This window comes from Blautia segnis, assembly GCF_014287535.1.
In the GTDB taxonomy this organism is placed as follows: Bacteria; Bacillota; Clostridia; order Lachnospirales; family Lachnospiraceae; genus Blautia_A; species Blautia_A acetigignens.
Window position 1 is genome coordinate 143,323 of sequence record NZ_JACOOT010000014.1, and the last position, 23,160, is coordinate 166,482.

Annotated in this window: 22 protein-coding genes; 21 read left to right on the forward strand and 1 reads right to left on the reverse strand. The window is 47.1% G+C overall.

Annotation, left to right across the window (positions count from 1 at the left end; genetic code table 11):
- Positions 1 to 95 precede the first annotated feature (95 nt).
- From H8S54_RS06560 to rpsA, 10 genes are all read left to right on the forward strand, one after another.
- On the forward strand, positions 96 to 1,415 hold the full coding sequence (locus tag H8S54_RS06560; RefSeq protein ID WP_243176669.1) for a D-alanyl-D-alanine carboxypeptidase family protein: 1,320 nt from the start codon (positions 96 to 98) through the stop codon (positions 1,413 to 1,415).
- 172 nt (positions 1,416 to 1,587) lie between these two features.
- The gene (locus H8S54_RS06565) at positions 1,588 to 3,024 is read left to right on the forward strand and encodes an acyl-CoA carboxylase subunit beta (protein WP_117851900.1); all 1,437 of its coding nucleotides are present in this window, start codon (positions 1,588 to 1,590) and stop codon (positions 3,022 to 3,024) included.
- Positions 3,025 to 3,038: 14 nt separating this feature from the next.
- On the forward strand, positions 3,039 to 3,770 hold the full coding sequence (locus H8S54_RS06570) for an OadG family transporter subunit (RefSeq protein WP_117851896.1): 732 nt from the start codon (positions 3,039 to 3,041) through the stop codon (positions 3,768 to 3,770).
- Positions 3,771 to 3,788: 18 nt separating this feature from the next.
- Positions 3,789 to 4,157 carry a biotin/lipoyl-binding carrier protein gene (locus H8S54_RS06575; protein WP_117851891.1) on the forward strand — a complete coding sequence of 123 codons (369 nt, stop codon included), beginning with the start codon at positions 3,789 to 3,791 and terminating at the stop codon, positions 4,155 to 4,157.
- A gap of 16 nt (positions 4,158 to 4,173) precedes the next feature.
- A complete protein-coding gene (locus tag H8S54_RS06580; RefSeq protein ID WP_173717749.1) occupies positions 4,174 to 5,322 on the forward strand; it encodes a sodium ion-translocating decarboxylase subunit beta in 1,149 nt (382 codons plus the stop codon).
- A 111-nt stretch (positions 5,323 to 5,433) separates the two neighbouring features.
- On the forward strand, positions 5,434 to 6,846 hold the full coding sequence (locus H8S54_RS06585; protein ID WP_117851882.1) for an oxaloacetate decarboxylase subunit alpha: 1,413 nt from the start codon (positions 5,434 to 5,436) through the stop codon (positions 6,844 to 6,846).
- 124 nt (positions 6,847 to 6,970) lie between these two features.
- Positions 6,971 to 8,248 (forward strand): BaiN/RdsA family NAD(P)/FAD-dependent oxidoreductase, encoded by a 1,278-nt coding sequence (locus H8S54_RS06590; RefSeq protein WP_186901140.1) that lies wholly within the window; start codon positions 6,971 to 6,973, stop codon positions 8,246 to 8,248.
- Positions 8,249 to 8,445: 197 nt separating this feature from the next.
- Positions 8,446 to 9,114 carry a (d)CMP kinase gene (cmk, locus tag H8S54_RS06595; RefSeq protein ID WP_021924436.1) on the forward strand — a complete coding sequence of 223 codons (669 nt, stop codon included), beginning with the start codon at positions 8,446 to 8,448 and terminating at the stop codon, positions 9,112 to 9,114.
- A gap of 3 nt (positions 9,115 to 9,117) precedes the next feature.
- Positions 9,118 to 9,987, forward strand: a complete 870-nt coding sequence (ispH, locus tag H8S54_RS06600; protein ID WP_117851875.1) for a 4-hydroxy-3-methylbut-2-enyl diphosphate reductase — start codon at positions 9,118 to 9,120, stop codon at positions 9,985 to 9,987.
- A complete protein-coding gene (gene rpsA, locus H8S54_RS06605) occupies positions 9,968 to 11,047 on the forward strand; it encodes a 30S ribosomal protein S1 (RefSeq protein WP_117851872.1) in 1,080 nt (359 codons plus the stop codon). Before ispH ends, rpsA begins: the two co-directional genes overlap by 20 nt.
- 138 nt (positions 11,048 to 11,185) lie before the next feature.
- Here the strand turns inward: rpsA and H8S54_RS06610 are convergent, their stop codons facing one another.
- Positions 11,186 to 12,208 carry a ribonuclease H-like domain-containing protein gene (locus H8S54_RS06610; RefSeq protein ID WP_117851868.1) on the reverse strand — a complete coding sequence of 341 codons (1,023 nt, stop codon included), beginning with the start codon at positions 12,206 to 12,208 and terminating at the stop codon, positions 11,186 to 11,188.
- A gap of 192 nt (positions 12,209 to 12,400) precedes the next feature.
- On the opposite strand from H8S54_RS06610, the gene H8S54_RS06615 reads away from it, so the two are divergent.
- From H8S54_RS06615 to H8S54_RS06660, 11 genes are all read left to right on the forward strand, one after another.
- Positions 12,401 to 13,297 (forward strand): putative ABC transporter permease, encoded by an 897-nt coding sequence (locus tag H8S54_RS06615; RefSeq protein WP_021925530.1) that lies wholly within the window; start codon positions 12,401 to 12,403, stop codon positions 13,295 to 13,297.
- Positions 13,298 to 13,517: 220 nt separating this feature from the next.
- Positions 13,518 to 14,837 carry an electron transport complex subunit RsxC gene (gene rsxC / locus H8S54_RS06620; RefSeq protein ID WP_021925529.1) on the forward strand — a complete coding sequence of 440 codons (1,320 nt, stop codon included), beginning with the start codon at positions 13,518 to 13,520 and terminating at the stop codon, positions 14,835 to 14,837.
- Positions 14,838 to 14,854: 17 nt separating this feature from the next.
- Positions 14,855 to 15,835, forward strand: coding sequence for an RnfABCDGE type electron transport complex subunit D (locus H8S54_RS06625; RefSeq protein WP_186901141.1), 981 nt, complete (start codon positions 14,855 to 14,857; stop codon positions 15,833 to 15,835).
- Positions 15,832 to 16,446: an RnfABCDGE type electron transport complex subunit G gene (locus H8S54_RS06630; protein ID WP_021925527.1), complete on the forward strand. Its 615-nt coding sequence runs from the start codon at positions 15,832 to 15,834 to the stop codon at positions 16,444 to 16,446. Before H8S54_RS06625 ends, H8S54_RS06630 begins: the two co-directional genes overlap by 4 nt.
- Positions 16,443 to 17,153, forward strand: a complete 711-nt coding sequence (gene rsxE, locus H8S54_RS06635; protein ID WP_021925526.1) for an electron transport complex subunit RsxE — start codon at positions 16,443 to 16,445, stop codon at positions 17,151 to 17,153. The genes H8S54_RS06630 and rsxE overlap by 4 nt, the downstream gene beginning before the upstream one ends.
- A 6-nt stretch (positions 17,154 to 17,159) precedes the next feature.
- Positions 17,160 to 17,735, forward strand: a complete 576-nt coding sequence (gene rsxA, locus H8S54_RS06640) for an electron transport complex subunit RsxA (RefSeq protein WP_021925525.1) — start codon at positions 17,160 to 17,162, stop codon at positions 17,733 to 17,735.
- A gap of 12 nt (positions 17,736 to 17,747) precedes the next feature.
- Positions 17,748 to 18,545, forward strand: coding sequence for an RnfABCDGE type electron transport complex subunit B (locus H8S54_RS06645; protein WP_117851856.1), 798 nt, complete (start codon positions 17,748 to 17,750; stop codon positions 18,543 to 18,545).
- Between the two features lie 266 nt (positions 18,546 to 18,811).
- On the forward strand, positions 18,812 to 20,098 hold the full coding sequence (locus tag H8S54_RS06650; protein WP_186901142.1) for a putative ABC transporter permease: 1,287 nt from the start codon (positions 18,812 to 18,814) through the stop codon (positions 20,096 to 20,098).
- A gap of 208 nt (positions 20,099 to 20,306) precedes the next feature.
- Complete coding sequence (locus tag H8S54_RS18155; protein WP_243176672.1) at positions 20,307 to 20,573, forward strand: hypothetical protein; 267 nt, start codon at positions 20,307 to 20,309, stop codon at positions 20,571 to 20,573.
- 201 nt (positions 20,574 to 20,774) lie between these two features.
- A complete protein-coding gene (locus H8S54_RS06655; RefSeq protein WP_243176674.1) occupies positions 20,775 to 21,869 on the forward strand; it encodes a metallophosphoesterase family protein in 1,095 nt (364 codons plus the stop codon).
- Between the two features lie 116 nt (positions 21,870 to 21,985).
- On the forward strand, positions 21,986 to 23,155 hold the full coding sequence (locus H8S54_RS06660; RefSeq protein ID WP_243176676.1) for a YibE/F family protein: 1,170 nt from the start codon (positions 21,986 to 21,988) through the stop codon (positions 23,153 to 23,155).
- Positions 23,156 to 23,160 lie beyond the last annotated feature (5 nt).

A 23,160-nucleotide genomic window follows, 5' to 3' on the forward strand; every position in this document is an offset into this window, starting at 1 on the left:
CGAAATCTCCGCCCCTGAGTCATATCCCGGACATGTCTGCGTAAAATGAATATATGGAAGATTAGAGCGTGTTTGAATATGAGGGGATGTGGAATATGAAGAAAAAAGGAAAAAGATTTCTTTGCAGACTTCTTATCCTGATCACCGGGACGGTATCTGTAGGGCAGGCATCCGCAAGCGCCGGGGCGGCAGACCTTCAGGGAGTGAGCACCGTGGTACAGATGATCCCGGCAGCGGTGGACATGAACGAAACAGATGGCCCCGGAAGCCTGTATGCCCTTTCGGCTGTTCTCATGGACGGAGATTCTGGCAGAGTGCTTTACGAAAAAGAGGGTTACACAGCCAGGCCGAACGCCAGCACCACAAAGGTGATGACCTGCATCCTGGCCCTGGAAAACGGAAAAGGCGACGACTACGTAATGGTTTCCAAAAATGCCGCCGCCCAACCCGAGGTAAAGCTTGGCTTAAAAGAAGGGGAGCAGTATTACCTGGAAGACCTTCTCTATTCCCTGATGCTGAAAAGCCACAACGACACTGCCGTGGCCATTGCCGAGCACATCGGCGGCTCTGTGGAAGGCTTTGCCCACATGATGAACGAAAAAGCAAAGGAAATCGGCTGCACCAGCACCCATTTTGTCACTTCAAACGGCCTGGACGGTGCAGATGCAGGAGGTGTTCATGAGACCACAGCCCGGGACCTTGCCCTGATCATGAGTTACGCCATCAAAAACAAAACCTTTCTTCACATTACCCAGACAAGAGATTATTCTTTTTACGACCTTTCCGGGAACCGGCAGTTTTCCGTGCACAATGCAAACGCCTTTCTGGACATGACCCCGGACGCCATTTCCGGGAAAACCGGATTCACAGGAAATGCAGGCTACTGTTATGTGGGCGCCTGCAAAAATGAGGGCAGAACCTTTATTATCGCTCTTCTTGGCTGCGGATGGCCCAACAACAAAAGCTACAAATGGAAGGACACCATGAAGCTTCTGGAATATGGAAAGGAAAACTTCCATAAAGAAGTGTACTGGCAGGAGCCTGCCATTCCCGAAATCCAGGTGAAGGACGGCGTTTCGGAAAACAGTACCGTTTCCGATGAGAGCCCGGCACAGTCCGAGCAAAACCTGTCAGCCGGCTTAGGGAAAGCTGCATTTATAAAAGGCGTCATCCAGGCAGAAGACTCCGACAAAAAGAAAGAGGTCCTTTTAAAGGACAGTGAAAAAGTCACCTGCAATGTCCGTCTCCAGAAGTCACTTGCTGCCCCTGTGAAAAAAGGGCAGAAGATTGGCCAGGTCACCTTTTCCATCGGAGAACTGGTGCTGGATGACTATTTTGTAACCGCAGACCGCAATATCGTCAAAATTACCTATTTTTGGTGTGTGAATAAAGTGTTTCATGACTTTTTTCACTGAAAAGCCAGAGAAAATATGTATGATATATCAAAAAATCCCCCGAATTTCGAGGGATTTTTTTGCATAAAAACACGGAAAACTATTGAAAAATTATGTGAAAAAATGTACAATTAGAATCGGCAGATTTTTTGGTTATACTTTTAAATTTTTATAAAATGGAGGGCAAGAAAGAATGAGTAACACAACACAAAGCTTAGCGGGCACAAGAATCACTTCTTTGCTGGACGCGAACAGTTTTGTTGAAATCGGCCAAAGTGTAACAGCCAGAAATACAGATTTCAACATGACTGAAAAAAAAGCACCTTCAGACGGTGTTATTACCGGATATGGTGTGATTGATGGAAATCTGGTGTATGTGTACAGCCAGGATGTTTCCGTACTGAACGGAACCGTAGGCGAAATGCATGCCAAGAAGATTACCAGACTTTATGATATGGCTATGAAGACCGGTGCTCCGGTGATCGGCCTGATCGACTGTGCAGGTCTGCGTCTCCAGGAGGCAACTGATGCGCTGGAAGCATTCGGTGAGATCTATATGAAACAGACTCTGGCTTCCGGACTGATCCCACAGATCACAGGTATCTTCGGCACCTGCGGTGGTGGTATGGCACTTGTACCGGCACTGACAGACTTTACCTTTGTTGAAGAGAAGAAAGGTAAACTGTTCGTAAATACCCCGAATGCCCTTGCCGGCAACAATATCTCCAAATGTGATACATCTGCTGCCAAATTCCAGAGCGAAGAGACAGGTCTTGTAGACGGAATCGGCACAGAGGATGAAATCCTTGGAAAGATCCGTGAACTCGTAACATATCTGCCATCTAACTGCGAAGACACTGATTCCTACATGGAGTGCACAGACGACTTAAACCGCGTATGCGAGGACATTGAGAACTGCACAGGCGACACAGCCATTGCACTTTCCAGAATCGCAGACAACGGACAGTTCTTCGAAGTAAAAGCAGACTATGGCAAGAACGTTGCGGTTGGATTCATCAGACTGAACGGAGCTACCGTTGGTGCTGTTGCAAACAGAAGCGAGAGCTATGACGCTGAGGGCAACAAGGCATGGGAGTCTGACGGAAGACTTTCTGCACGCGGCGCAAGAAAAGCAGCAGAATTCGTGAAATTCTGTGACGCTTTCGAGATCCCGGTACTTACTCTTACCAATGTAGAAGGCTTCGAGGCTACTGTATGCAGCGAGAAGATGATGGCGAAATCTGTAGGACAGCTGGTTCATGCATTTGCAGACGCGACTGTTCCGAAGGTAAACGTGATCATCGGCAAAGCATTCGGAACTGCTTACACAGCTATGAACAGCAAGGCAATCGGCGCAGACATGGTATACGCATGGGAGAACGCAGAGATCGGTATGATGGATGCAGACCTTGCAGCGAAGATCATGTATGCAGGCGATGACGCAGCCGCTCTTAATGAGAAGGCAGGAGAGTACAGAGAGCTTCAGAACTCCGTTTCCTCCGCAGCAGCAAGAGGATATGTTGACACCATTATCAGCCCGGCTGATACAAGAAAATATGTGATCGGAGCATTTGAAATGCTGTTCACAAAAAGGGAAGAACGTCCGTCCAAGAAACACGGCACGGTCTAAGCGAGGTGGAGCATATGAAACAGATTTTTAAGAAAGTATCCTCCCTTTGCACAGTACTCCTTATGATGGCAGTTCTCACTCTTACAGGCGCATCAGCAGTATGGGCAGAAGAGGTGGACGACACTGTAAAGCAGACACTGATCACTACTGCTGAGGGACTTACGGATACCATCGTTACTCTTGGCGATGAGGACATTGAGAACTATTCCAAGTCTTCCGATGCATTTACAACATCTGCAATGTCTGCATGGGCTGGCTCCAAGGCAGAGCTTGGCGCCCTGAAGGAAAGAAGCGGTGAAGTGGAAGTAAAGGCTTCTGATGACGGATATACCGTTACTGTTCCGGCTTCCTTTGAAAAGGCAGATGCAAACTTTGTTTATGTATTTGATGGCTCTACAGGAGCACCTACCTCTCTTACTGTAGATGTTCAGTATTCCATGGCTGAGACCTTAAGAAGAGCTGTTATGAATACCATCATGGGTATTGCAATTGTATTCATCGTTCTTATTTTCCTGAGCTTCCTTATCTACCTGTTCCGATTCATTCCGAATCCGGAGGCAAAGAAAAAGGCTCAGGCTGCAGCAGCACCTGCACCTGCTCCGGTGGCAGCACCAGTAGTAGAGGAGCCGGCAGATGATACAGAACTGATCGCGGTTATCGCAGCAGCTATTGCAGCAGCTGAGGGAACCACCACTGATGGATTCGTAGTTCGTTCCATCCGCAAAATCAATCGTAAAAAAAGATAAGTACAGGAGGATCCTAAAATGAAAAGTTATACAATTACCGTTAACGGAACAGCATATGAAGTAACTGTTGAAGAGACAGGAAGCGTATCCGCACCAGCAGCTGCAGCACCGGCAGCAGCTCCTAAGGCAGCACCGGCACCAAAGGCAGCTCCGAAAGCAGCAGCCGGAGCAGGCTCTGTTAAAGTTGCAGCTTCTGTACCTGGAAAAGTTCTGAAAATCGCAGCAACTGTTGGACAGGCTGTAAAAGCCGGAGACAACATTGTAATCCTGGAATCCATGAAGATGGAGATTCCGGTAGTAGCTCCTCAGGACGGAACCGTTGCAAGCATTGATGTTGCAGAAGGTGCCTCTGTAGAAAATGGAGATACCCTGGCAACAATGAACTAAGTCGGGAGGTAATAAGATGTCTTATGTAGCAGACACTCTGTCCAACCTGATCCATCAGACTGCGTTCTTTAACCTGACATGGGGTAACTATCTGATGATCGTGGTTGCTTGTGTATTTTTATATCTTGCCATTGCAAAGGGATTTGAGCCGCTTCTTCTTGTTCCTATTGCATTTGGTATGCTCCTTGTTAATATTTATCCGGACATTATGGCTAATCCGGAAGACATGTCCAACGGCGTTGGTGGTCTTCTCCATTATTTCTATATCCTTGATGAGTGGAGTATTCTTCCATCCCTTATCTTCATGGGTGTAGGTGCGATGACAGACTTCGGTCCTCTGATCGCAAACCCGAAGAGCTTCCTGATGGGTGCTGCAGCACAGCTTGGTATCTACATGGCTTATTTCCTTGCAATCTTCCTTGGATTCAATGGTAAGGCAGCAGCAGCAATCTCCATCATCGGCGGTGCTGACGGCCCGACCTCCATCTTCCTTGCCGGTAAGCTTGGACAGACAGCTCTTATGGGACCGATCGCTGTAGCGGCATATTCCTATATGTCACTGGTTCCGATCATTCAGCCTCCGATCATGAAACTGTTTACAACTGAGAAAGAGCGTAAGATCAAAATGGAACAGCTTCGTCCTGTATCCAAGCTTGAGAAGATCCTCTTCCCAATTGTAATCACAATCGTTGTCTGCATGATTCTTCCTACAACTGCTCCTCTGGTTGGTATGCTTATGCTTGGTAACCTGTTCAGAGAGTGTGGTGTTGTTAAACAGCTTACAGAGACAGCTTCCAATGCACTTATGTACATCGTAGTTATCCTTCTTGGAACATCTGTCGGTGCATCCACAAGTGCTGAGGCATTCCTTAATGTTGATACTCTGAAAATCGTTGTATTAGGTCTTGTGGCATTTGCATGCGGTACCTTCGGAGGCGTTATGCTTGGAAAGCTTATGTGCAAGCTTACAGGCGGCAAGATCAACCCGCTTATCGGTTCTGCTGGTGTATCTGCAGTACCTATGGCAGCCCGTGTTTCCCAGAAGGTTGGTGCTGAGGCTGATCCTACCAACTTCCTTCTGATGCATGCAATGGGACCAAACGTTGCCGGTGTTATCGGTACAGCTGTTGCTGCCGGAGCATTCATGGCAATTTACGGAATCTGACAATGCCAGGCTTTCAAAGTCGAAAAGCGGCGGAACAATCCGTAGGTATTGGTTCGTGTCAAAAAGAATTTTTGACACGAACTTCATTATAAAAATATAAGGAGAACAATTATGGCAGAAATTGAAAAAAAACCTGTTAAAATTGTGGAAACCATTCTGCGTGATGCACATCAGTCCCTGATTGCAACCCGTATGACAACAGAGCAGATGCTTCCAATCGTTGATAAACTTGATAAAGTAGGCTACCATGCAGTAGAGTGCTGGGGCGGTGCTACTTTCGATGCGAGCCTTCGTTTCCTTCATGAGGATCCGTGGGAAAGACTTCGTAAATTACGTGACGGATTCAAGAACACCAAGCTGCAGATGCTTTTCCGTGGTCAGAACATTCTTGGATATCGTCCATATGCAGATGACGTTGTTGAGTACTTTGTACAGAAATCTCTGGCAAATGGTATTGATATCATCCGTATCTTTGACTGTATGAATGACCTTCGTAACCTTCAGACTGCTGTACATGCCGCAAACAAGGAGCATGGTCATGCACAGGTTGCGCTTTCCTATACACTTGGTGATGCTTACACTCTGGAATACTGGACAAGCATTGCAAAACGTATCGAGGAAATGGGAGCAGATTCCATCTGTATCAAGGATATGGCCGGACTTCTTCTTCCATATAAAGCAACAGAGCTTGTTACTGCACTGAAGGAGACTGTTAAGATCCCGATCGATCTTCATACACATTACACCTCAGGTGTAGCTTCCATGACTTACTTAAAGGCTGTTGAAGCTGGCGTTGATATTATCGATACCGCAATGTCTCCATTTGCACTTGGTACTTCCCAGCCTGCAACAGAGGTTATGGTTGAGACCTTCAAGGGAACACCATATGATACAGGCTTTGATCAGCAGCTTCTTGCTGAGATCGCAGATTACTTCCGTCCAATGCGTGACGAGGCTCTTGAGAGCGGTCTTCTTAATCCGAAGAACCTTGGTGTAAACATCAAGACTCTTCTGTATCAGGTACCGGGCGGTATGTTATCCAACCTTACCTCTCAGCTGAAGGAGCAGCATGCAGAAGACAAATTCTATGATGTTCTTGAGGAAGTTCCGCGTGTTCGTAAAGACCTTGGCGAGCCGCCGCTTGTTACTCCGTCTTCCCAGATCGTTGGTACACAGGCTGTATTCAATGTTCTTATGGGCGAGAGATACAAGATGGTTACCAAAGAGACAAAGGATGTTCTCAGCGGAAAATACGGCGCAACAGCAAAACCATTCAATCCGGAAGTACAGAAGAAGTGCATCGGTGATGTAAAACCGATCACATGCCGTCCGGCAGACCTTCTGGACAACGAGCTGGATAAGCTTGAGGGAGAGATGGCACAGTACAAGGAGCAGGATGAGGATGTTCTGTCCTATGCACTGTTCCCGCAGGTTGCTACTGATTTCTTCAAGTATCGTCAGGCTCAGCAGACAAAGGTTGATGAGACTGCTGCTGATACTAAGAACGGAGCATATCCGGTTTAATCAGTGATGAATAATTTACCGAAGGGGCAGCCGTTATGGCTGTACCTGCGGTAACAATGACGAAAGACACGTGCAGAAAATATTTGCACGTGTCTTTTTAAAAAAGAAATGTGAAAGGTTTTATATGAGTAAAATACTGATCGTAGGCGGCGGGGCTGCCGGAATGATGGCAGGCGTTTTCCTGGCAAGAGCAGACCATGAAGTCCACATCCTGGAAAAAAATGAGAAGCTTGGAAAGAAAGTGTATATTACAGGAAAGGGACGCTGTAATGTTACAAATAACTGTGACACGGAAGAATTGTTCAAGGCAGTGATGTCCAACCCCAAATTTCTGTACAGCGCCTTCTATTCCTTTACACCCCAGGACGTCATGGAGTTTTTTGAGGAAGCAGGCGTACCGCTGAAAACAGAAAGAGGCAATCGTGTATTCCCTGTATCCGACCGTTCTTCTGATATTATCCGCGGCCTGGAGCGGGAACTGAAGAAGGCAGGCGTGCACATTCACCTTCGCACAGAAGTGAAAACTGTAAGTGCTGACCCTTATGAGGAACCCGATGTGGATGAGAAAAAGGCACACCACAGCAGAGTCACAGGCGTGCAGTTATCTGACGGAAACTTCCTGGAGGGGGACTGCGTTCTGGTTGCTACCGGAGGGCTTTCCTATCAGGCGACCGGTTCCACAGGAGACGGCTACCGCTTTGCCCAGGAGACAGGCCATAAGGTGACAGAGCTTTCCCCGTCTCTGGTTCCCCTTAAAACAAAAGAAGACTACATTCCCAGAATCCAGGGTCTTTCCCTGAAGAACACAGAGCTGACCATCAAATCCGGGAAGAAAGTTCTTTTCCAGGATTTCGGCGAGATGATGTTCACTCACTTTGGCGTGACTGGTCCCATGATCTTATCTGCAAGTGCCCACATTGGCAAACAGCTGCAGAAATCCGGCGAGCTTAATGCTTATCTGGACTTAAAGCCGGCCCTTACCATGGAGCAGCTGGACGCCAGGATCTTAAGGGAGTTTGAGGCAGGACAGAATAAGCAGTTTAAGAATGTGATTGGGGTACTTTTCCCATCTTCTCTGACGCCGGTTATGCTGGAGCTTGGAGGAATTTCGCCGGAAAAGAAGATCCATGACATTTCCAGGGAAGAGAGGATCCACTTTGAAGAACTGGTGAAGGCGTTCCCATTTACCATCAATGGAATGGGAGAGTACAAGGAAGCGGTTATCACTAGAGGAGGTGTTTCCGTGAAGGAGGTACAGCCGGGCACCATGGAGTCCAGGAAAGTGAAGAACCTTTACTTCATTGGAGAGGTGCTGGATCTGGACGCGGTAACAGGCGGCTATAACCTTCAGATTGCATGGTCCACCGCATATCTGGCTGCCATGGCGTTGAAAAATGCCTGAAAATGTGGTATTATCAAATAAGGAATGTTAGGGTCAAAATTGACCCTAACCTGATATCTGCGAATTGCTCTGCTGCGAGGCAGCTCCCGCAATTCTGCGGGGCCCAAGTTCAAAAGCTTTATCGTGCAAGCACGAACAGCTTTTTGACCTTTTGCCCCTGATATCAGATACAAAATGTACCAGGAGGTAACACAATAATGGGATGCAATATCGCCATTGACGGACCGGCAGGAGCCGGCAAGAGCACCATTGCCAAAAGAGTGGCAAAGGAGCTTTCATTTATCTATGTAGATACAGGTGCCATGTACCGTGCAGTTGCACTTTATCTGCAGAAGAAAGGAATCGACGGAACGGATTCCCAGGCAGTTGCAGATCACTGTCAGGAAGCAGAGGTTTCTATCCGCTATGAAGATGGAGAACAGCTGGTGATCCTGAACGGGGAGAATGTTAATGCCTGTATCCGCACGGAAGAAGTGGGAAATATGGCGTCCAAGACCTCTGCCAACCCGGCAGTCCGCGCACATCTTCTCAACCTGCAGAGAAATCTTGCAGAGAAGAACAATGTGGTAATGGACGGCCGCGATATCGGAACCATTGTTCTGCCCGATGCCCAGGTGAAGATTTTCCTCACTGCAAGCGTAGAGACCAGAGCGAACAGACGCTATGAGGAATACCTTGCCAAGGGTGAGAAAGCAGATCTGGAAGATATTAAGAAGGATATCGAGATCCGCGACCATCAGGACATGACAAGAGAGATTTCCCCTCTTCGCCAGGCTGAGGATGCAGTGCTTGTGGATTCCTCCAATATGAACATTGAGGAAGTGGTAGCCGCAATTCTTGGAATTTACAGAGATAAGGTGGAATAAATCATGGAAGTAAAGGTTGCGAAAACAGCAGGCTTTTGCTTTGGTGTGCAGCGCGCGGTAGACAAGGTCTACGAGCTGATCGGCAGCCATCCGGACAAGCTGTTTACTCTTGGCCCCATTATTCACAATGAGGAAGTGGTGAACGACCTGGAGAAAAAAGGCGTCCGGGTTGCCTCTGAGGAGGATCTGAAGACGCTCCCGGAAGGCAGCACCATAGTGATCCGTTCCCACGGCGTTGGAAAGGAAGTGTACGACCGTCTGGAAGAATACGGACTTTCCTATGTGGATGTGACCTGTCCCTTTGTGCTGAAGATCCACAGGATCGTGGAGAAAGAGAGCAGGGCAGGTTCCCATGTGGTGATCATCGGCGATCCGGATCACCCGGAGGTTGTAGGAATCTGCGGCTGGTGCATGGGTCCCTGCACCGTCATAAAAACGGAACAGGATGCGCTGGATTTTGTGCCTCCGCCGGGTAAAAACATATGTATTGTGTCGCAGACAACATTTAATTACAATAAATTTAAAGATTTAGTTGAAATTCTCCGCAAAAAGAGGTATGATAATACTGTTTTAAATATTCTTAATATTTTAAACACTATTTGTAATGCTACCGAAGAACGGCAGAGAGAAGCAAAGAGCATAGCCGGAGAGGTAGACACTATGTTGGTCGTAGGCGGCAGACATAGTTCCAATACTCAAAAGCTGTTTGAAATATGTAAAAAGGAATGTGAAAATACTTACTATATACAAACACCTGTAGACTTGGATTCAGATATGTTCCAATGCAGTAGTTATGTAGGTATTACAGCAGGGGCTTCAACCCCAAAGAAAATTATTGAGGAGGTTCAAGAACATGTCAGAATTAAGTTTTGAACAGATGCTGGAAGATTCCGTAAAAACAATCAGAAATGGAGAAATCGTACAGGGAAAGGTCATCGATGTAAAAGAAGATGAAATTATCCTGAACATTGGCTATAAGGCTGATGGTATTATCACCAAGAGTGAATATAGCAATGATCCTTCCATAGTACTTACCGACGCTGTACATGTAGGTGACTCCATGGAAGCCAAAGTGCTTAAGGTAAACGATGGCGAAGGCCAGGTTATCTTAACCTACAAGAGACTTGCTGCAGAGAAAGGCAACAAACGTCTTGAGGAAGCATTCGAGAACCAGGAAGTATTAACTGCTCCTGTAACTCAGGTACTTGACGGCGGATTATGTGTAAATGTTGAGGAGACTCGTGTATTCATCCCTGCAAGCCTTGTTTCCGATACTTATGAGAAAGACCTCAGCAAATACGCTGATCAGGAGATCGAATTCGTTATCACAGAGTTCAATCCAAGAAGACGCCGCATCATTGGTAACCGCAAACAGCTTCTTGTTGCTGAGAAGGCTAAGAAACAGCAGGAGCTTATGGAGCGCATCCATGTTGGCGATACTGTAGACGGTGTTGTTAAGAATGTTACAGATTTCGGTGCATTCATTGATCTGGGCGGCGCTGACGGACTGCTTCACATCTCTGAGATGTCCTGGGGCAGAGTAGAGAACCCGAAGAAGGTTTTCACAGTTGGTGAGACTGTTAAGGTTATGATCAAAGACATCAAGGGTGAGAAGATTGCTCTTACAATGAAATTCCCGGAGGAGAATCCATGGCTTACAGCAGCCGAGGATTTCGCAGTTGGAAATGTAGTAACAGGTAAAGTTGCTCGTATGACAGACTTCGGTGCATTCGTAGAGCTTGCTCCTGGAGTAGATGCACTTCTTCATGTATCTCAGATTTCCAGAGAGCACGTTGCAAAACCATCTGATGTACTTTCCATCGGACAGGAGATCCAGGCTAAGGTTGTTGACTTCAATGGTGAAGACAAGAAGATCAGCCTGAGCATGAAGGCTCTTGAGGCTCCGGCAGAGGACGCACCTGTAGAGGAATAATGTAAAGAATTACCGCCATTCACAGGTTATTGTGAATGGCGGTTGCTTTTCGTATTAGAATGAGAACTGGTAAGTTTGGCTTATCAGAAATTTAAGGAGGCATTTTCCACGATGGAAGATGTCTCCTTTTAAATTATGTTATTTCAGCTTCCAGAACAAATATTCCATGGTATGTACCAGATATTGTCTCTGCTTTTCTGAATTCTGCAGAAACTCTTCCGAGCAGGGGAACCAGGTATAGCAGGTGTCTCTTGTGGCGGACTGCTTCAACCCTTTTTCCATAAATTTGCTGATGGATTTTGGGACGGCCATGTCTTCGCCGGGGAGATAGTCGTAATGCTTGTAATCACTGTAATACTGGCGAATCCGTCCGTTTACAGGGCAGGTAAGTACGCTCACCAGATTTTCCTGTCCGGTAATGTAGAACTCCTCAGTGCGGTTGGAAAAGGCGGCAGGAAGAGTATAGGGAAGCTTCAGCTGCAGAATCAGGTTTTCCTCGTCGAAATCCGCTCCGTTTGCCTGGAAATCTCCGCTTTTCAGGGAAAGATATCCCATCATCTTAAACACATCTCCAAGACCCAGAAGGTCCTCCATATTATGTCCCATCACAATATCCAGATCTGTCTGTTCCCTGCGTGACATATATTTTTTGTAAATGCGGATGCAGTCACCGCCGTTGCAGTAGACACGCTTGTGTTCTCCAAGAAAGGCTTCCATTTGCTCCTGTTTCAGTCCTGGAAGCTTCAGAAATCCTTTTAAGGGGCGGAGAATCTTATAAAGGTCAATAGAAGGAAGCCCTTCAAATGGATCCGGCAGTTCATGAAACGCAAGCCGTGCCTGAAGATAAGGCTGGTCGAACGCATCGCCATTGTATTGAACGGTGCAGGTGAATTTTTTCAAAAATTCGGAAAAAACCTCCAGAAGCTGCTTTTCTTCCCGAAAATCCGGTGCCAGCCACTGATACAGCTGCCAGCCCTCATTTCCTTCATAGCACACAGCTCCGATCATGTATAAAAAAGAGGAATTTCGTCCTAATCCGGTGGTTTCAATATCGTAAAATAAAGGGGCAAAATCTACCTGATTTTCCCCGTTCCCAGATAAATTTTTAACAGTCTCAAAGTCTGGAAACCCTTGTAAAATCGGCATTTTTTTAACAATCATCCTGCTTATACTCCTTTCATGGATTGTATTCAATTATACACAATTTTTTTCTTTTTAGGTAGTGAATTTTTTTACAAAATGAGGTATAGTAGAATATAGAGAATAGTCAGAATATATAAAATACCAGGGCCAAAAGTTCAAAAAGCTGTAAGGAGCAAGACCTGGCATTAATAAAAAGAAAAGGAGAAACACATGTGGGATTTAGCAATTAATGGAGTAGATTTCTATCACATAGCCAACTGGTTTTACATATACAGTTTTCTTGGCTGGCTGTGGGAAACCTGCTACGTATCTGTAAGGAAAGGCAAGCTGATCAACAGAGGCTTTATTAACGGCCCGTTGTGTACCATCTATGGCTGCGGAGCACTTGCCGTTTATCTGATCCTTCTTCCGGTAAGCGAAAATCTGCTTCTTTTATTTGTAGGAGGAATTGTAGTCGCCACTGCACTGGAATATGTGACAGCGGTATTGATGGAGAACATTTTCCATACATCCTGGTGGGATTACAGCGATAAGAAATTTAATTTCCAGGGACGTATCTGCCTTGGCTGTTCCCTTGGATGGGGATTGTTTACGGTAGGACTTTTCCGGGTGCTGCATCCGGTTGTATCGGATTTTGTGGAGTTGTATTCCAGGAGAACCGGAGAAATCGCGGTCTGTGTGATTACGGTGGTCTACATTGTGGACTTCGCTTTTTCCGCAGCAGCAGCATTCCACATCCACGAGCGCATTCCTGCATGGGAGCAGGCGCTGGATCAGATGCGAGTGGAGCTGCTTGTGCAGGCCCGTGAGAAGATGGAGAATCTGGAAGAGAGCAGCGGCCTTTCCCGTGAGAAGATCAAGCAGCAGCTTGGTGACAAGCTTGGCCGTCTGGACGATATCGCCCTGATCAAGGAGCTGGAAGAGAAGCGCTCTGTTATGATGACCGATATCTCCGAGGAACTGCAGAAGCGCAAAGAGGCAATGGCAGGAAAAGTCAGCCACAATATGCAGCGTTTCGTAAAGGCATACCCGAATCTGAACCGTGGATATAAGATCCACAAAAAATACGGTTTCGGCAAAAGAAAAAAAGATGCGGATCAGAAATAACAGAAGCGCATTAGAAGGAATGAAAGATAATAATAAGTTTTTTCAATGCGGAAGTCTTATGAATCATACAGATAACCATAACAGCTTTCTGCCGTCGGGAAAGGCGGAGAGTTGTCCGAATCAGACAAAAGGGAAACAAAGAGTTATAAATCAGACAAAGAAATCAGGTTGCTGCGGACAAAAGAGTCAGTGATCAATACTATAAAGGCGGTGAATATTAGTGCGGTTAACTTTTAAAGGCGGCGTACATCCCTTCGAGGGAAAAGAAATGTCAAAGGACTGCCCGGTGGAGAAATATCTCCCCAAGGCTGATCTGGCGTATCCATTGTCCCAGCACATTGGTGCTCCGGCCAAGCCTGTGGTTGCAAAAGGTGACCATGTGCTGGCAGGACAGATGATCGCAGAAGCAGGCGGATTCGTATCTTCCCCTATTCATGCTTCTGTATCCGGAACTGTGAAAGGCATCGAGAAACGGCTCACAGCTACCGGAAGCATGGTGGATTCCATTATTGTGGAAAATGACGGATTATATGAGGAAACAGAGTTTACTCCCGCAGATCCGGCGGGGTTGACCCGTGAGGAAATTATCGGAAGAATCCGCGACGGCGGTGTCGTAGGACTTGGAGGTGCAGGCTTCCCCACACATGTGAAGCTTTCCCCCAAGGAACCGGACAAGATTGAGTACATACTGGTAAACGGTGCAGAATGTGAGCCTTACCTGACAAGCGACTACAGGCGCATGATGGACCAGCCCGAGAAGGTGGTAGAAGGCCTGAAGATCGTAGTAGGTCTTTTCAAAAACGCAAAGGGCTGTATCTGCATTGAGGACAACAAGCCAGACTGTATTGCGAAAATGAAAGAGCTGGTAACGGGCATCCCCAATATCGAAGTCAAGGAACTGATGACCAAGTACCCCCAGGGCGGTGAGCGAACCCTGATCTACGCAGTGACTGGAAGAGAGATCAACTCCTCCATGCTTCCTGCAGATGCAGGCTGTATTGTAGACAACGTGGAGACCATCTGCAGCATATATGATGCGGTAGCCCTTGGCAGACCTATCATGAAGCGTATTTTTACGGTAACCGGAAAAGGCATCAACCGCCCGGCTCATTTTGAAGTCTGTACAGGAACGGATATGGCCGAGCTGATCGACGCGGCAGGCGGTCTGAAGGACCACGCAGGAAAGGTAATCTCCGGCGGTCCTATGATGGGCTTTGCCATGTATGATCTTCATGTACCTTGTGTGAAAACCTCTTCCTCACTTCTGTGTATGCAAAGCGACCCTGTATCAGACGCAAATGCACAGCAGACAGCCTGCATCAACTGCGGACGCTGCGTCAGTGTCTGCCCGGGACACGTAATTCCCGCAAGGCTGGCAACCTTTGCTCAGAGAGGCGATATGGAAAGCTTCCAGAAATTTGATGGAATGGAATGCTGCGAGTGCGGCTGCTGCAGCTACATCTGCCCGGCCAAGCGTCCGCTGACCCAGAGCATCAAATCCATGCGTAAAATGGTGCTGGCAAGCAGGAAAAAGAAATAATAAGGGGGAAGAAACTCATGGAACAAATGCTTAATGTATCATCCAATCCCCATGTCCGGGCAAGGATGACCACTGCGAAGATCATGCAGCTGGTTGCCATCGCGCTTTTGCCTGCAGCCATAGTGGGAATTTATAATTTCGGATTCAAGGCACTGGCCATTCTGGTGGTATCCATCGGCAGTGCAGTGCTTGCAGAGTGGTTATATGATCATTTCATGCACAAACCAAACACCATCGGAGACTTCAGTGCAGTTGTCACAGGTCTTCTGATCGGCATGAACATGCCTGCAGGAATTCCTTTATGGATTCCGGCACTTGGCAGTATTTTTGCAATTATTGTGGTAAAACAGCTGTTCGGCGGTCTTGGCCAAAACTTTATGAACCCGGCCCTTGCTGCCCGCTGTTTCCTTATGATTTCCTTTGCGGGAAAAATGACGGACTTTTCCGTATCTGACAGCTTCAAGGGCGCAGTTGACGGTGTGACAGGGGCAACTCCTTTGGCAGCTCTTCGCGACCATGGTTTTGTGGCAGGCTCCTCTGTTCCCATTAAGAACCTGCTCATTGGAAATATCCAGGGTACCATCGGTGAGACTTCCGTAATCGCCATCCTGATCGGAGCAGCCATCCTGCTTTGCTATAAGGTGATCAGCGCAAGGATTCCTCTTACCTACATCGGCAGCTTTGCCGTATTTGTGATCATTTACATGCTGGCTTCCGGCAAAGGCTTTGACGTAAACTATCTGTTTACCCACCTTTTCGGCGGCGGACTGATGCTGGGCGCATGGTTTATGGCCACTGACTACGTGACAAGCCCCATCACGGTGAAGGGACAATATGTATACGGTGTCTGTCTGGGTGTTCTCACCGGAATCTTCCGTATTTTCGGAGCTTCCGCAGAAGGCGTTTCCTATGCGATTATTTTCTGCAACCTTCTGGTACCTCAGATTGAACGTTTCACACGTCCGGTTGCTTTTGGAAAAGGAGGCGCAAAGAAATGAAAAACAAGATCGTGAAAGATACCCTTGCGCTGACTGTGATCACACTGATTTCCGGCCTGCTTCTTGGTGTTGTCAATGACATTACCGCAGGTCCCATTGCCAGTCAGCAGGCAAAAGAAAAAGAAGAAGCCTACAAGGCGGTATTTGCAGAGGCAGCTTCCTTTGAAGTAGTTACAAGCGGGGAAGATGCAGACCTTGAGAGCTATCTGGATGAGAACGGCTACAAAGCCCAGAGCATTGATGAGGTGATGCTTGCAAAGGATGACGCTGGAAATGAGCTTGGCTATGCCTTTTCGGTTACCACTTCCGAGGGTTACGGCGGAGATATCCAGTTTGCTATGGGAATCCAGGATGACGGAACCTTAAATGGAATTTCTATTTTGTCCATCAGTGAGACTGCCGGCCTTGGCATGCGTGCCACCACAGACGATTTCAAGAACCAGTTCAAGGACAAAAACGTAGAGAAATTTACATACACAAAGACTGGCGCCACATCTGATGATGAGATTGACGCTTTAAGCGGTGCGACGATTACCACAAATGCCATGACAAATGGCGTGAATGCCGGACTTGCCGCATTTCGTTATGAGAAAGGGGGCAGTCAGCAATGAAAAAGAATACACCATCTGAACGACTGATTAACGGTATCATCAAAGAAAATCCTACCTTTGTGCTGATGCTTGGTATGTGTCCTACACTGGCTATTACCACATCTGCCATCAACGGTATTGGAATGGGACTTACTACAACGGTAATTCTGGCTGCATCCAACCTGATGATCTCTCTGCTCCGCAATTTTATTCCGGACAGCGTGCGTATGCCAGCCTACATTGTGGTAGTTGCGTCCTTTGTAACAATTGTACAGATGCTTCTGCAGGGCTTTATTCCTTTCCTGTATTCTTCCCTTGGAATCTATATTCCGCTGATCGTTGTAAACTGTATCATCCTGGGAAGAGCAGAGGCCTATGCTTCCAAGAACAAACCAATCCCGTCCCTGTTTGACGGCATTGGAATGGGACTTGGCTTTACCTTAAGCATCACCTGCATCGGTGCAGTACGTGAGCTGATCGGTGCCGGAACTATTTTCGGCAAACAGATCCTTCCGCTTGCAGATGCTGCAGCTGGCAAAATGGGCTATGAGCCTGTAACCATTTTCATTCTTGCACCTGGCGCATTCTTTGTCCTTGCGTTTTTATCTGCAATCCAGAACAAATTCAAGCTTGGCGCTGCCAAACGGGGCATTGATCCAAGCAATCCGGACTGCAAGGGCGGCTGTGCTTCCTGCGGAAATTCCATGTGCTCAGGAAAAAGGGGGTAGGAGAAGATGAAAGAATTATTACTGATCATTGTAAGCTCTGCGCTTGTCAATAACGTAGTCCTCAGCCAGTTTATGGGGCTTTGTCCGTTCCTTGGTGTTTCCAAAACTACGGATACAGCAGCTGGTATGGGCGGTGCGGTTATTTTCGTAATCACCCTGTCCTCCTTTGTAACCAGTGTGATCTACAAGCTGATCCTGCAGCCTCTGGATCTGACTTATCTGCAGACCATCGTGTTCATTCTGATCATTGCAGCGCTGGTACAGTTTGTGGAAATGTTCCTGAAGAAAAGCATGCCTTCTCTTTACAAGGCACTTGGCGTGTATCTGCCTCTGATCACCACCAACTGTGCAGTTCTTGGCGTGGCCCTTACAAACGTGCAGAAGGACTATAATATCCTGGAGGGTACTGTAAACGGTTTTGCAACTGCTTTCGGTTTCTCCATCTCCATTGTGCTGATGGCAGGAATCCGTGAGAAAATTGCGTACAACGATATCCCGGAGGCATTCCAGGGATTCCCAACTGTACTTCTGACAGCAGGACTGATGGCAATTGCATTCTTCGGATTTTCAGGTTTGATCTAAGGAGGCGTAAGGATGAATATAAGTGCGATTATAGGAGCGACCATTCTGGTTGCGGCAGTAGGACTTTTCATCGGTGTGTTCCTTGGAGTTGCCGGAAAAAAGTTTGCTGTTGAGGTGGATGAGAAGGAAGTTGCCATCAGAGAAGCGCTTCCTGGAAATAACTGCGGCGGATGCGGATATCCGGGCTGTGACGGTCTGGCAGCAGCCATTGCCAAAGGCGAAGCGCCTGTAAACCGCTGTCCGGTAGGCGGCGAGCCGGTTGGAAAAATCATTGCAGGAATTATGGGCCAGGAGGCAGTGGAGACTGCCCGTCAGGTTGCCCATGTGAAATGTTCCGGAACCTGTGAGAAGGCAAAGGAAGAGTATATTTACACAGGTGTGGAAGACTGCGAAATGCTTCCCTTCGTGCCAAACGGCGGTGCGAAGGCCTGTACGTATGGATGCTGCGGCTTCGGAAGCTGCGTGAAGGTCTGTCCGTTTGGGGCAATCCATATTGTGGACGGCATTGCAGTGGTGGATAAGGAAGCATGTAAAGCCTGCGGCAAGTGCGTGGCAAAATGTCCAAGACACCTGATCGAGCTGATTCCATACTCCCAGAAGGTGGCGGTAGACTGCAGCTCCCACGACAAGGGCAAACAGGTGACAGCAGCCTGCGAGGTTGGCTGTATCGGCTGTAAGAAGTGCGAGAAGACCTGCCCGAACGGTGCGGTTACCGTTGAGAATTTCTGTGCACATATTGACTATGAGAAGTGTACAGGATGCGGAGCTTGTAAGGAAGCTTGCCCGAGAGGAGTTATCCGGGAAGTGTGATTTCCTGGTATTTTGAGTAATAATAAAGTGAATTTATAAGAGTAGACCTGCATTTTGGGTGAATGACGCATAAAGCAAATTTTATGTGTATTGCCCGAAATGCAGGTTTTTGTTTTGGCAGAACGGAATGGTGAACATTTGTCAGATCGTATTGTAAGAGATATTTTTTGTGAACGGACAGGAGTCAGGCTTTCTTTCTTGATATAGGTGTGATATGATGTTTGAATCAGATTTTCAATAAAATACACAAAAGAGGAGACACGCATATGATCTGGAAATTACTTTGGCTGTTTCTGGTCTATTCCTTTGCAGGATGGGCCCTTGAGACAGTTCTGGCATCCCTGAAACAGAAGAAATTTGCAAACCGAGGCATTATTAACGGACCTTTCTGTCTGGTCTATGGCTTCGGCGGATTCTTTATTACCGCGTTTACAAGGGAACTGACAGGCATCTGGCTGTTTATCGGCTCTGCCATTGTGGCATCCCTGGTGGAGTGGATTGCAGGGCATTTGATCGAGATGTGGTACCACGAGAGATGGTGGGATTACCGCAAAATGAAATGGAACCTGGATGGTTATATCAGTGTTCCTACTTCCTGTGTCTGGGGTCTTCTGGGCGTATTTGTCATCAAGATTGGAAACGGGCTTTGCATAAGCGTGTATGATCTGCTTCCTCAGCTGCTGGGCAGAATCCTGATTTTGGTGGTTCTGGGCGTTCTGGCAGTGGATGCGGGAGCTACCCTGACGATTCTTTTTGGACACAGCAAAAATCCGGAGAGATGGATCGCCACAGAGAAAAACCTGGATTCTGTGACCTGGAAGCTTGGAACAAAAATTGATGATTTTGTAAACCGACGAATTACCAAGGCTTATCCGCAGAAGCAGCATACAGAGAAAGAAGAGGCACATCCGGAAATTTTTGCTTATGGATGCAGTTTTTATAAGGTTGTGCTTTTGTTTTTTATCGGTGCCTTTCTGGGGGATATCACAGAGACCATTTTCTGCCGGATCACAGCTGGATATTGGATGAGCCGAAGCAGTGTGGTGTGGGGAGATTTCAGCATTGTGTGGGGACTTGCCATTGCGGCAGTTACTGCGCTGCTTTACCGCTATCGAAACCGCTCCGAGCAGTTCCTTTTCTGGATGGGAACCTTCCTTGGCGGCGCTTACGAATATATCTGCAGCGTGTTTACGGAAGCTGTATTTGGAACGGTGTTCTGGGATTACAGCGACATTCCTTTTAACCTTGCAGGAAGGATCAACCTTCTGTACTGCTTTTTCTGGGGCTTTGCCGCAGTGGCATGGTTCAAGATCCTTTACCCCAGAGTTTCCCGTCTGATCGAGAAAATCCCGGTAAAACCAGGCAAGATCATCACCTGGCTTCTTCTGATCTTCATGCTTGCTGATGGGGTGGTTTCCAGTGCTGCTCTTGCCCGTTATAATACCAGAAGCAATGGAATAGAGGCTTCCAATAGTTTTGAAAGCTGGGTAGATGAACACTTTGACGATGCACGGATGGCGAGAATTTATCCAAAGGCAAAGCAGGTGGGATAAAATCTGGTACGAATTGTTAAAACAACGTAAACAGTGTAAAGAACTGAAAAAAGAACCTACTGCGCATGTGATCGTAATGTTAAATGTGCGTCAAATGACAGAAAACCATATTGTTTTCTGAAAATTAGAATGCTATACTCCTTTCGGACAGGGAAATAAGGGCCCGCAAGTTTCCTTCCCCCACATCTGAAAGGAGTATTTGATTATTATGAAAAGAAAATATATCGCCGCAGTTTTAACTGTTTTTGCCATGACCACCGTTTGTTCCACAGCATTTGCATCCACCGAGCATTACACAGACAGCAGTATTGTTGGTGCTGAGACAGGCTGGGATGAATGGGTAGCAAACTGGGATGAGACCGCTTCTGATTTTACCAAGGTTTCCCTTACCCCAGGAAAAGACGACACCGAACTGAATTTCGTATGGTACAGTGAAAAGACAGATGCAGCTGCAACACCTGTTGTTCATTTCTGAACAGACAAGGATGCTCTGGATACGTTCGAAGGAACTTCAGGAGAAGTAGACCAGGATTTCACAGGCGATAAAGCTTACGAATACAACCACGTAACCGTTACAGGACTTGAGCCGAACACCACATATTATTATACGGTTGAGAAAAACGGTGAGCAGACCGAGCCTGTTGAATATACAACCAAGAGCACTGATACCGTAAAAATGATCTACGTAGGTGACCCGCAGGTAGGTGCTTCCAAAGGCCAGACCCAGGACGGCGCAGAGCTGGTTCCAGATGACGGTGCTGCAAACACAGCCGCAAGAAACGACGGATTTTCCTGGAACCGTACTTTAAACACTGCACTTGCTGAAAATCCAGACGTAAACTTTGTAATTTCCGCAGGTGATCAGGTAAACAAAACAGGTGCAGCAAAGGAAGAAGAGTACGCTTCCTATTTAAGCGCAGACGCTCTTACAAGTCTTCCGGTAGCAACTACCATCGGAAACCACGATTCCCTGAATCCGGACTATGCATACCATTTCAACAACCCGAACAACACAGAAAATGGAAAAACAGCAGCTGGCGGTGACTATTACTACAGCTATGGCGACGGACTTTTCATTGTTCTGAACACCAACAACTACAACGTAGCAGAGCATCAGAATACCATCGAGGAAGCAGTAAAAGCTTACTCGGATGCAACCTGGCGTGTGGTTACCATCCATCAGGATATTTACGGTTCCGGTCTTGACCACTCTGATACAGACGGAATGATCCTTCGTACACAGCTCACTCCAATCTTTGACGCAAACGATATTGACGTAGTGCTTCAGGGACATGACCACACCTACAGCCGTTCCAAACTTCTTTACGGTGACGGACAGACCCATCAGAGCTATGAGTTCAGTCTGAATGCAGATGGAACAGATTATGACTGGGATCATGCTGCAAATGTAGAGACAGGCGAGCAGATTACTTTAAATCCGGAAGACGGAGATACAGAAGCACAGGCAGCACTTGATGCATTCCACGAAGACAACCAGTGTTACACCATCGAGGAGGTGGACGGAAATACAGTAACCGATCCCCAGGGAACCCTTTACATGACCGCAAACTCCGCTTCCGGTTCCAAGTTCTATGAGCTGGTTTCCACACAGCAGGATTACATCGCAGCCCGCAGCCAGAACTGGCTTCCAAGTTATTCTATCATCACAATGGATGCAGCGAAATTCTCCATTGACACTTATCAGATCACAGATGACGGCAGCGTTGAGGCAATTGACGATACCTTTACCATCGAGAAGACTGCGAAATAAATTACAGTCTGGATGTAACTTTTCAAAGGCAATGTTTTACGAAATGTTTTGTGAACAAAGTTTGCCTCTGAAAAGTTGACAGAAATCAAAAATATGCAATAGAAATGAGTAATAAAATGAATCAGATGCAAAACAAAAACAACGCCGGACTTCGCTTTTCCCAAAAAGCAGTCTGGCGCTGTATCTTAGGATTGATCATTGTTATATTTGGAATTTTTGTTTACTTTTTGAATCAGGTAGACAAAACAGAGCTGGTTGTCCGCACGGGACAGACCTTCGAAAAAGCAGAAGTAACGGAAATTCTCCAGGACAATCTGGAAGAAAACGGTACCAGAGTGGGAGAGCAGAGAGTGCGGGTGCACATGCTCACAGGTGTCCGCAAAGGGGAAGATCTTGAAATAACCAGCAGCTCCGGTTATCTGTTCGGTGCTGCATGTAAAGTTGGAATGAAAGTAATCGTTATGCAAAGTGTAGCAGGAGAGACCACCATCGCCAGTGTCTACACCCAGGACAGAGAGTGGGTCATCTACATTTTTGCGGCGCTTTATCTGCTGGCGTTGTGCGTCATAGGCGGACGTCAGGGTATAAAAGGATGCATTGGGCTGGTGTTCACATTTTTCTGCGTGATCTTCGTGTATCTGCCTATGATCTACCGGAATATTTCTCCTTTTGGAGCTGCGGTATTTGTGTGCTTCATCACTACGCTGGTGACCATGTATATGATTGGCGGCGCAACAAGAAAAACCATAGCAGCGACTCTGGGAACTGTGGCAGGCGTTGTGATTGCCGGAATTTCCGCCCAGCTTTTCAGCATGGCATCGGGAATCACAGGCTACAATGTTTCGGATATTGAAACTTTGATGACGCTGTGGAATACAAACGGCATTCAGGTGGGAGGGCTTCTTTTCTCCGGGCTTTTGATTTCCTGCCTTGGTGCAGTGATGGATGTGGCAATGTCCGTGTGCAGCTCCATGTATGAGATTTACGCCCAGAATCTGAGTATGAGCCGTGGGGCACTGTTTAAAGCAGGAATGCACGTGGCGAGGGATATGATGGGAACGGACAGCAATACGTTGATTTTGGCTTTTGCAGGAAGCAGTGTGAGCATGCTGCTTCTGGATTATGCGTATGACCTTCCTTATCAGCAGATTATCAACTCCAATAATATCGGAATCGCTATTATGCAAGGACTTGCAGGAAGCTTTGGAATTGTGCTGTCTGTGCCGCTTACGGTTTTGATCTGTACGTTCCTGTATCATGGGAAAGTTTTGTGTAAGGCAGAATAAAGCTT

Excerpts from the sequence above, each read along its gene's own strand:
- H8S54_RS06560 (WP_243176669.1), top strand. The coding sequence starts at position 96 with ATGAAGAAAAAAGGAAAAAGATTTCTTTGCAGACTTCTTATCCTGATC.
- H8S54_RS06565 (WP_117851900.1), top strand. The coding sequence starts at position 1,588 with ATGAGTAACACAACACAAAGCTTAGCGGGCACAAGAATCACTTCTTTG.
- H8S54_RS06570 (WP_117851896.1), top strand. The coding sequence starts at position 3,039 with ATGAAACAGATTTTTAAGAAAGTATCCTCCCTTTGCACAGTACTCCTT.
- H8S54_RS06575 (WP_117851891.1), top strand. The coding sequence starts at position 3,789 with ATGAAAAGTTATACAATTACCGTTAACGGAACAGCATATGAAGTAACT.
- H8S54_RS06580 (WP_173717749.1), top strand. The coding sequence starts at position 4,174 with ATGTCTTATGTAGCAGACACTCTGTCCAACCTGATCCATCAGACTGCG.
- H8S54_RS06585 (WP_117851882.1), top strand. The coding sequence starts at position 5,434 with ATGGCAGAAATTGAAAAAAAACCTGTTAAAATTGTGGAAACCATTCTG.
- H8S54_RS06590 (WP_186901140.1), top strand. The coding sequence starts at position 6,971 with ATGAGTAAAATACTGATCGTAGGCGGCGGGGCTGCCGGAATGATGGCA.
- cmk (WP_021924436.1), top strand. The coding sequence starts at position 8,446 with ATGGGATGCAATATCGCCATTGACGGACCGGCAGGAGCCGGCAAGAGC.
- ispH (WP_117851875.1), top strand. The coding sequence starts at position 9,118 with ATGGAAGTAAAGGTTGCGAAAACAGCAGGCTTTTGCTTTGGTGTGCAG.
- rpsA (WP_117851872.1), top strand. The coding sequence starts at position 9,968 with ATGTCAGAATTAAGTTTTGAACAGATGCTGGAAGATTCCGTAAAAACA.
- H8S54_RS06610 (WP_117851868.1), bottom strand. The coding sequence starts at position 12,208 with ATGATTGTTAAAAAAATGCCGATTTTACAAGGGTTTCCAGACTTTGAG.
- H8S54_RS06615 (WP_021925530.1), top strand. The coding sequence starts at position 12,401 with ATGTGGGATTTAGCAATTAATGGAGTAGATTTCTATCACATAGCCAAC.
- H8S54_RS06625 (WP_186901141.1), top strand. The coding sequence starts at position 14,855 with ATGGAACAAATGCTTAATGTATCATCCAATCCCCATGTCCGGGCAAGG.
- H8S54_RS06630 (WP_021925527.1), top strand. The coding sequence starts at position 15,832 with ATGAAAAACAAGATCGTGAAAGATACCCTTGCGCTGACTGTGATCACA.
- rsxE (WP_021925526.1), top strand. The coding sequence starts at position 16,443 with ATGAAAAAGAATACACCATCTGAACGACTGATTAACGGTATCATCAAA.
- rsxA (WP_021925525.1), top strand. The coding sequence starts at position 17,160 with ATGAAAGAATTATTACTGATCATTGTAAGCTCTGCGCTTGTCAATAAC.
- H8S54_RS06645 (WP_117851856.1), top strand. The coding sequence starts at position 17,748 with ATGAATATAAGTGCGATTATAGGAGCGACCATTCTGGTTGCGGCAGTA.
- H8S54_RS06650 (WP_186901142.1), top strand. The coding sequence starts at position 18,812 with ATGATCTGGAAATTACTTTGGCTGTTTCTGGTCTATTCCTTTGCAGGA.
- H8S54_RS18155 (WP_243176672.1), top strand. The coding sequence starts at position 20,307 with ATGAAAAGAAAATATATCGCCGCAGTTTTAACTGTTTTTGCCATGACC.
- H8S54_RS06655 (WP_243176674.1), top strand. The coding sequence starts at position 20,775 with ATGATCTACGTAGGTGACCCGCAGGTAGGTGCTTCCAAAGGCCAGACC.
- H8S54_RS06660 (WP_243176676.1), top strand. The coding sequence starts at position 21,986 with ATGAATCAGATGCAAAACAAAAACAACGCCGGACTTCGCTTTTCCCAA.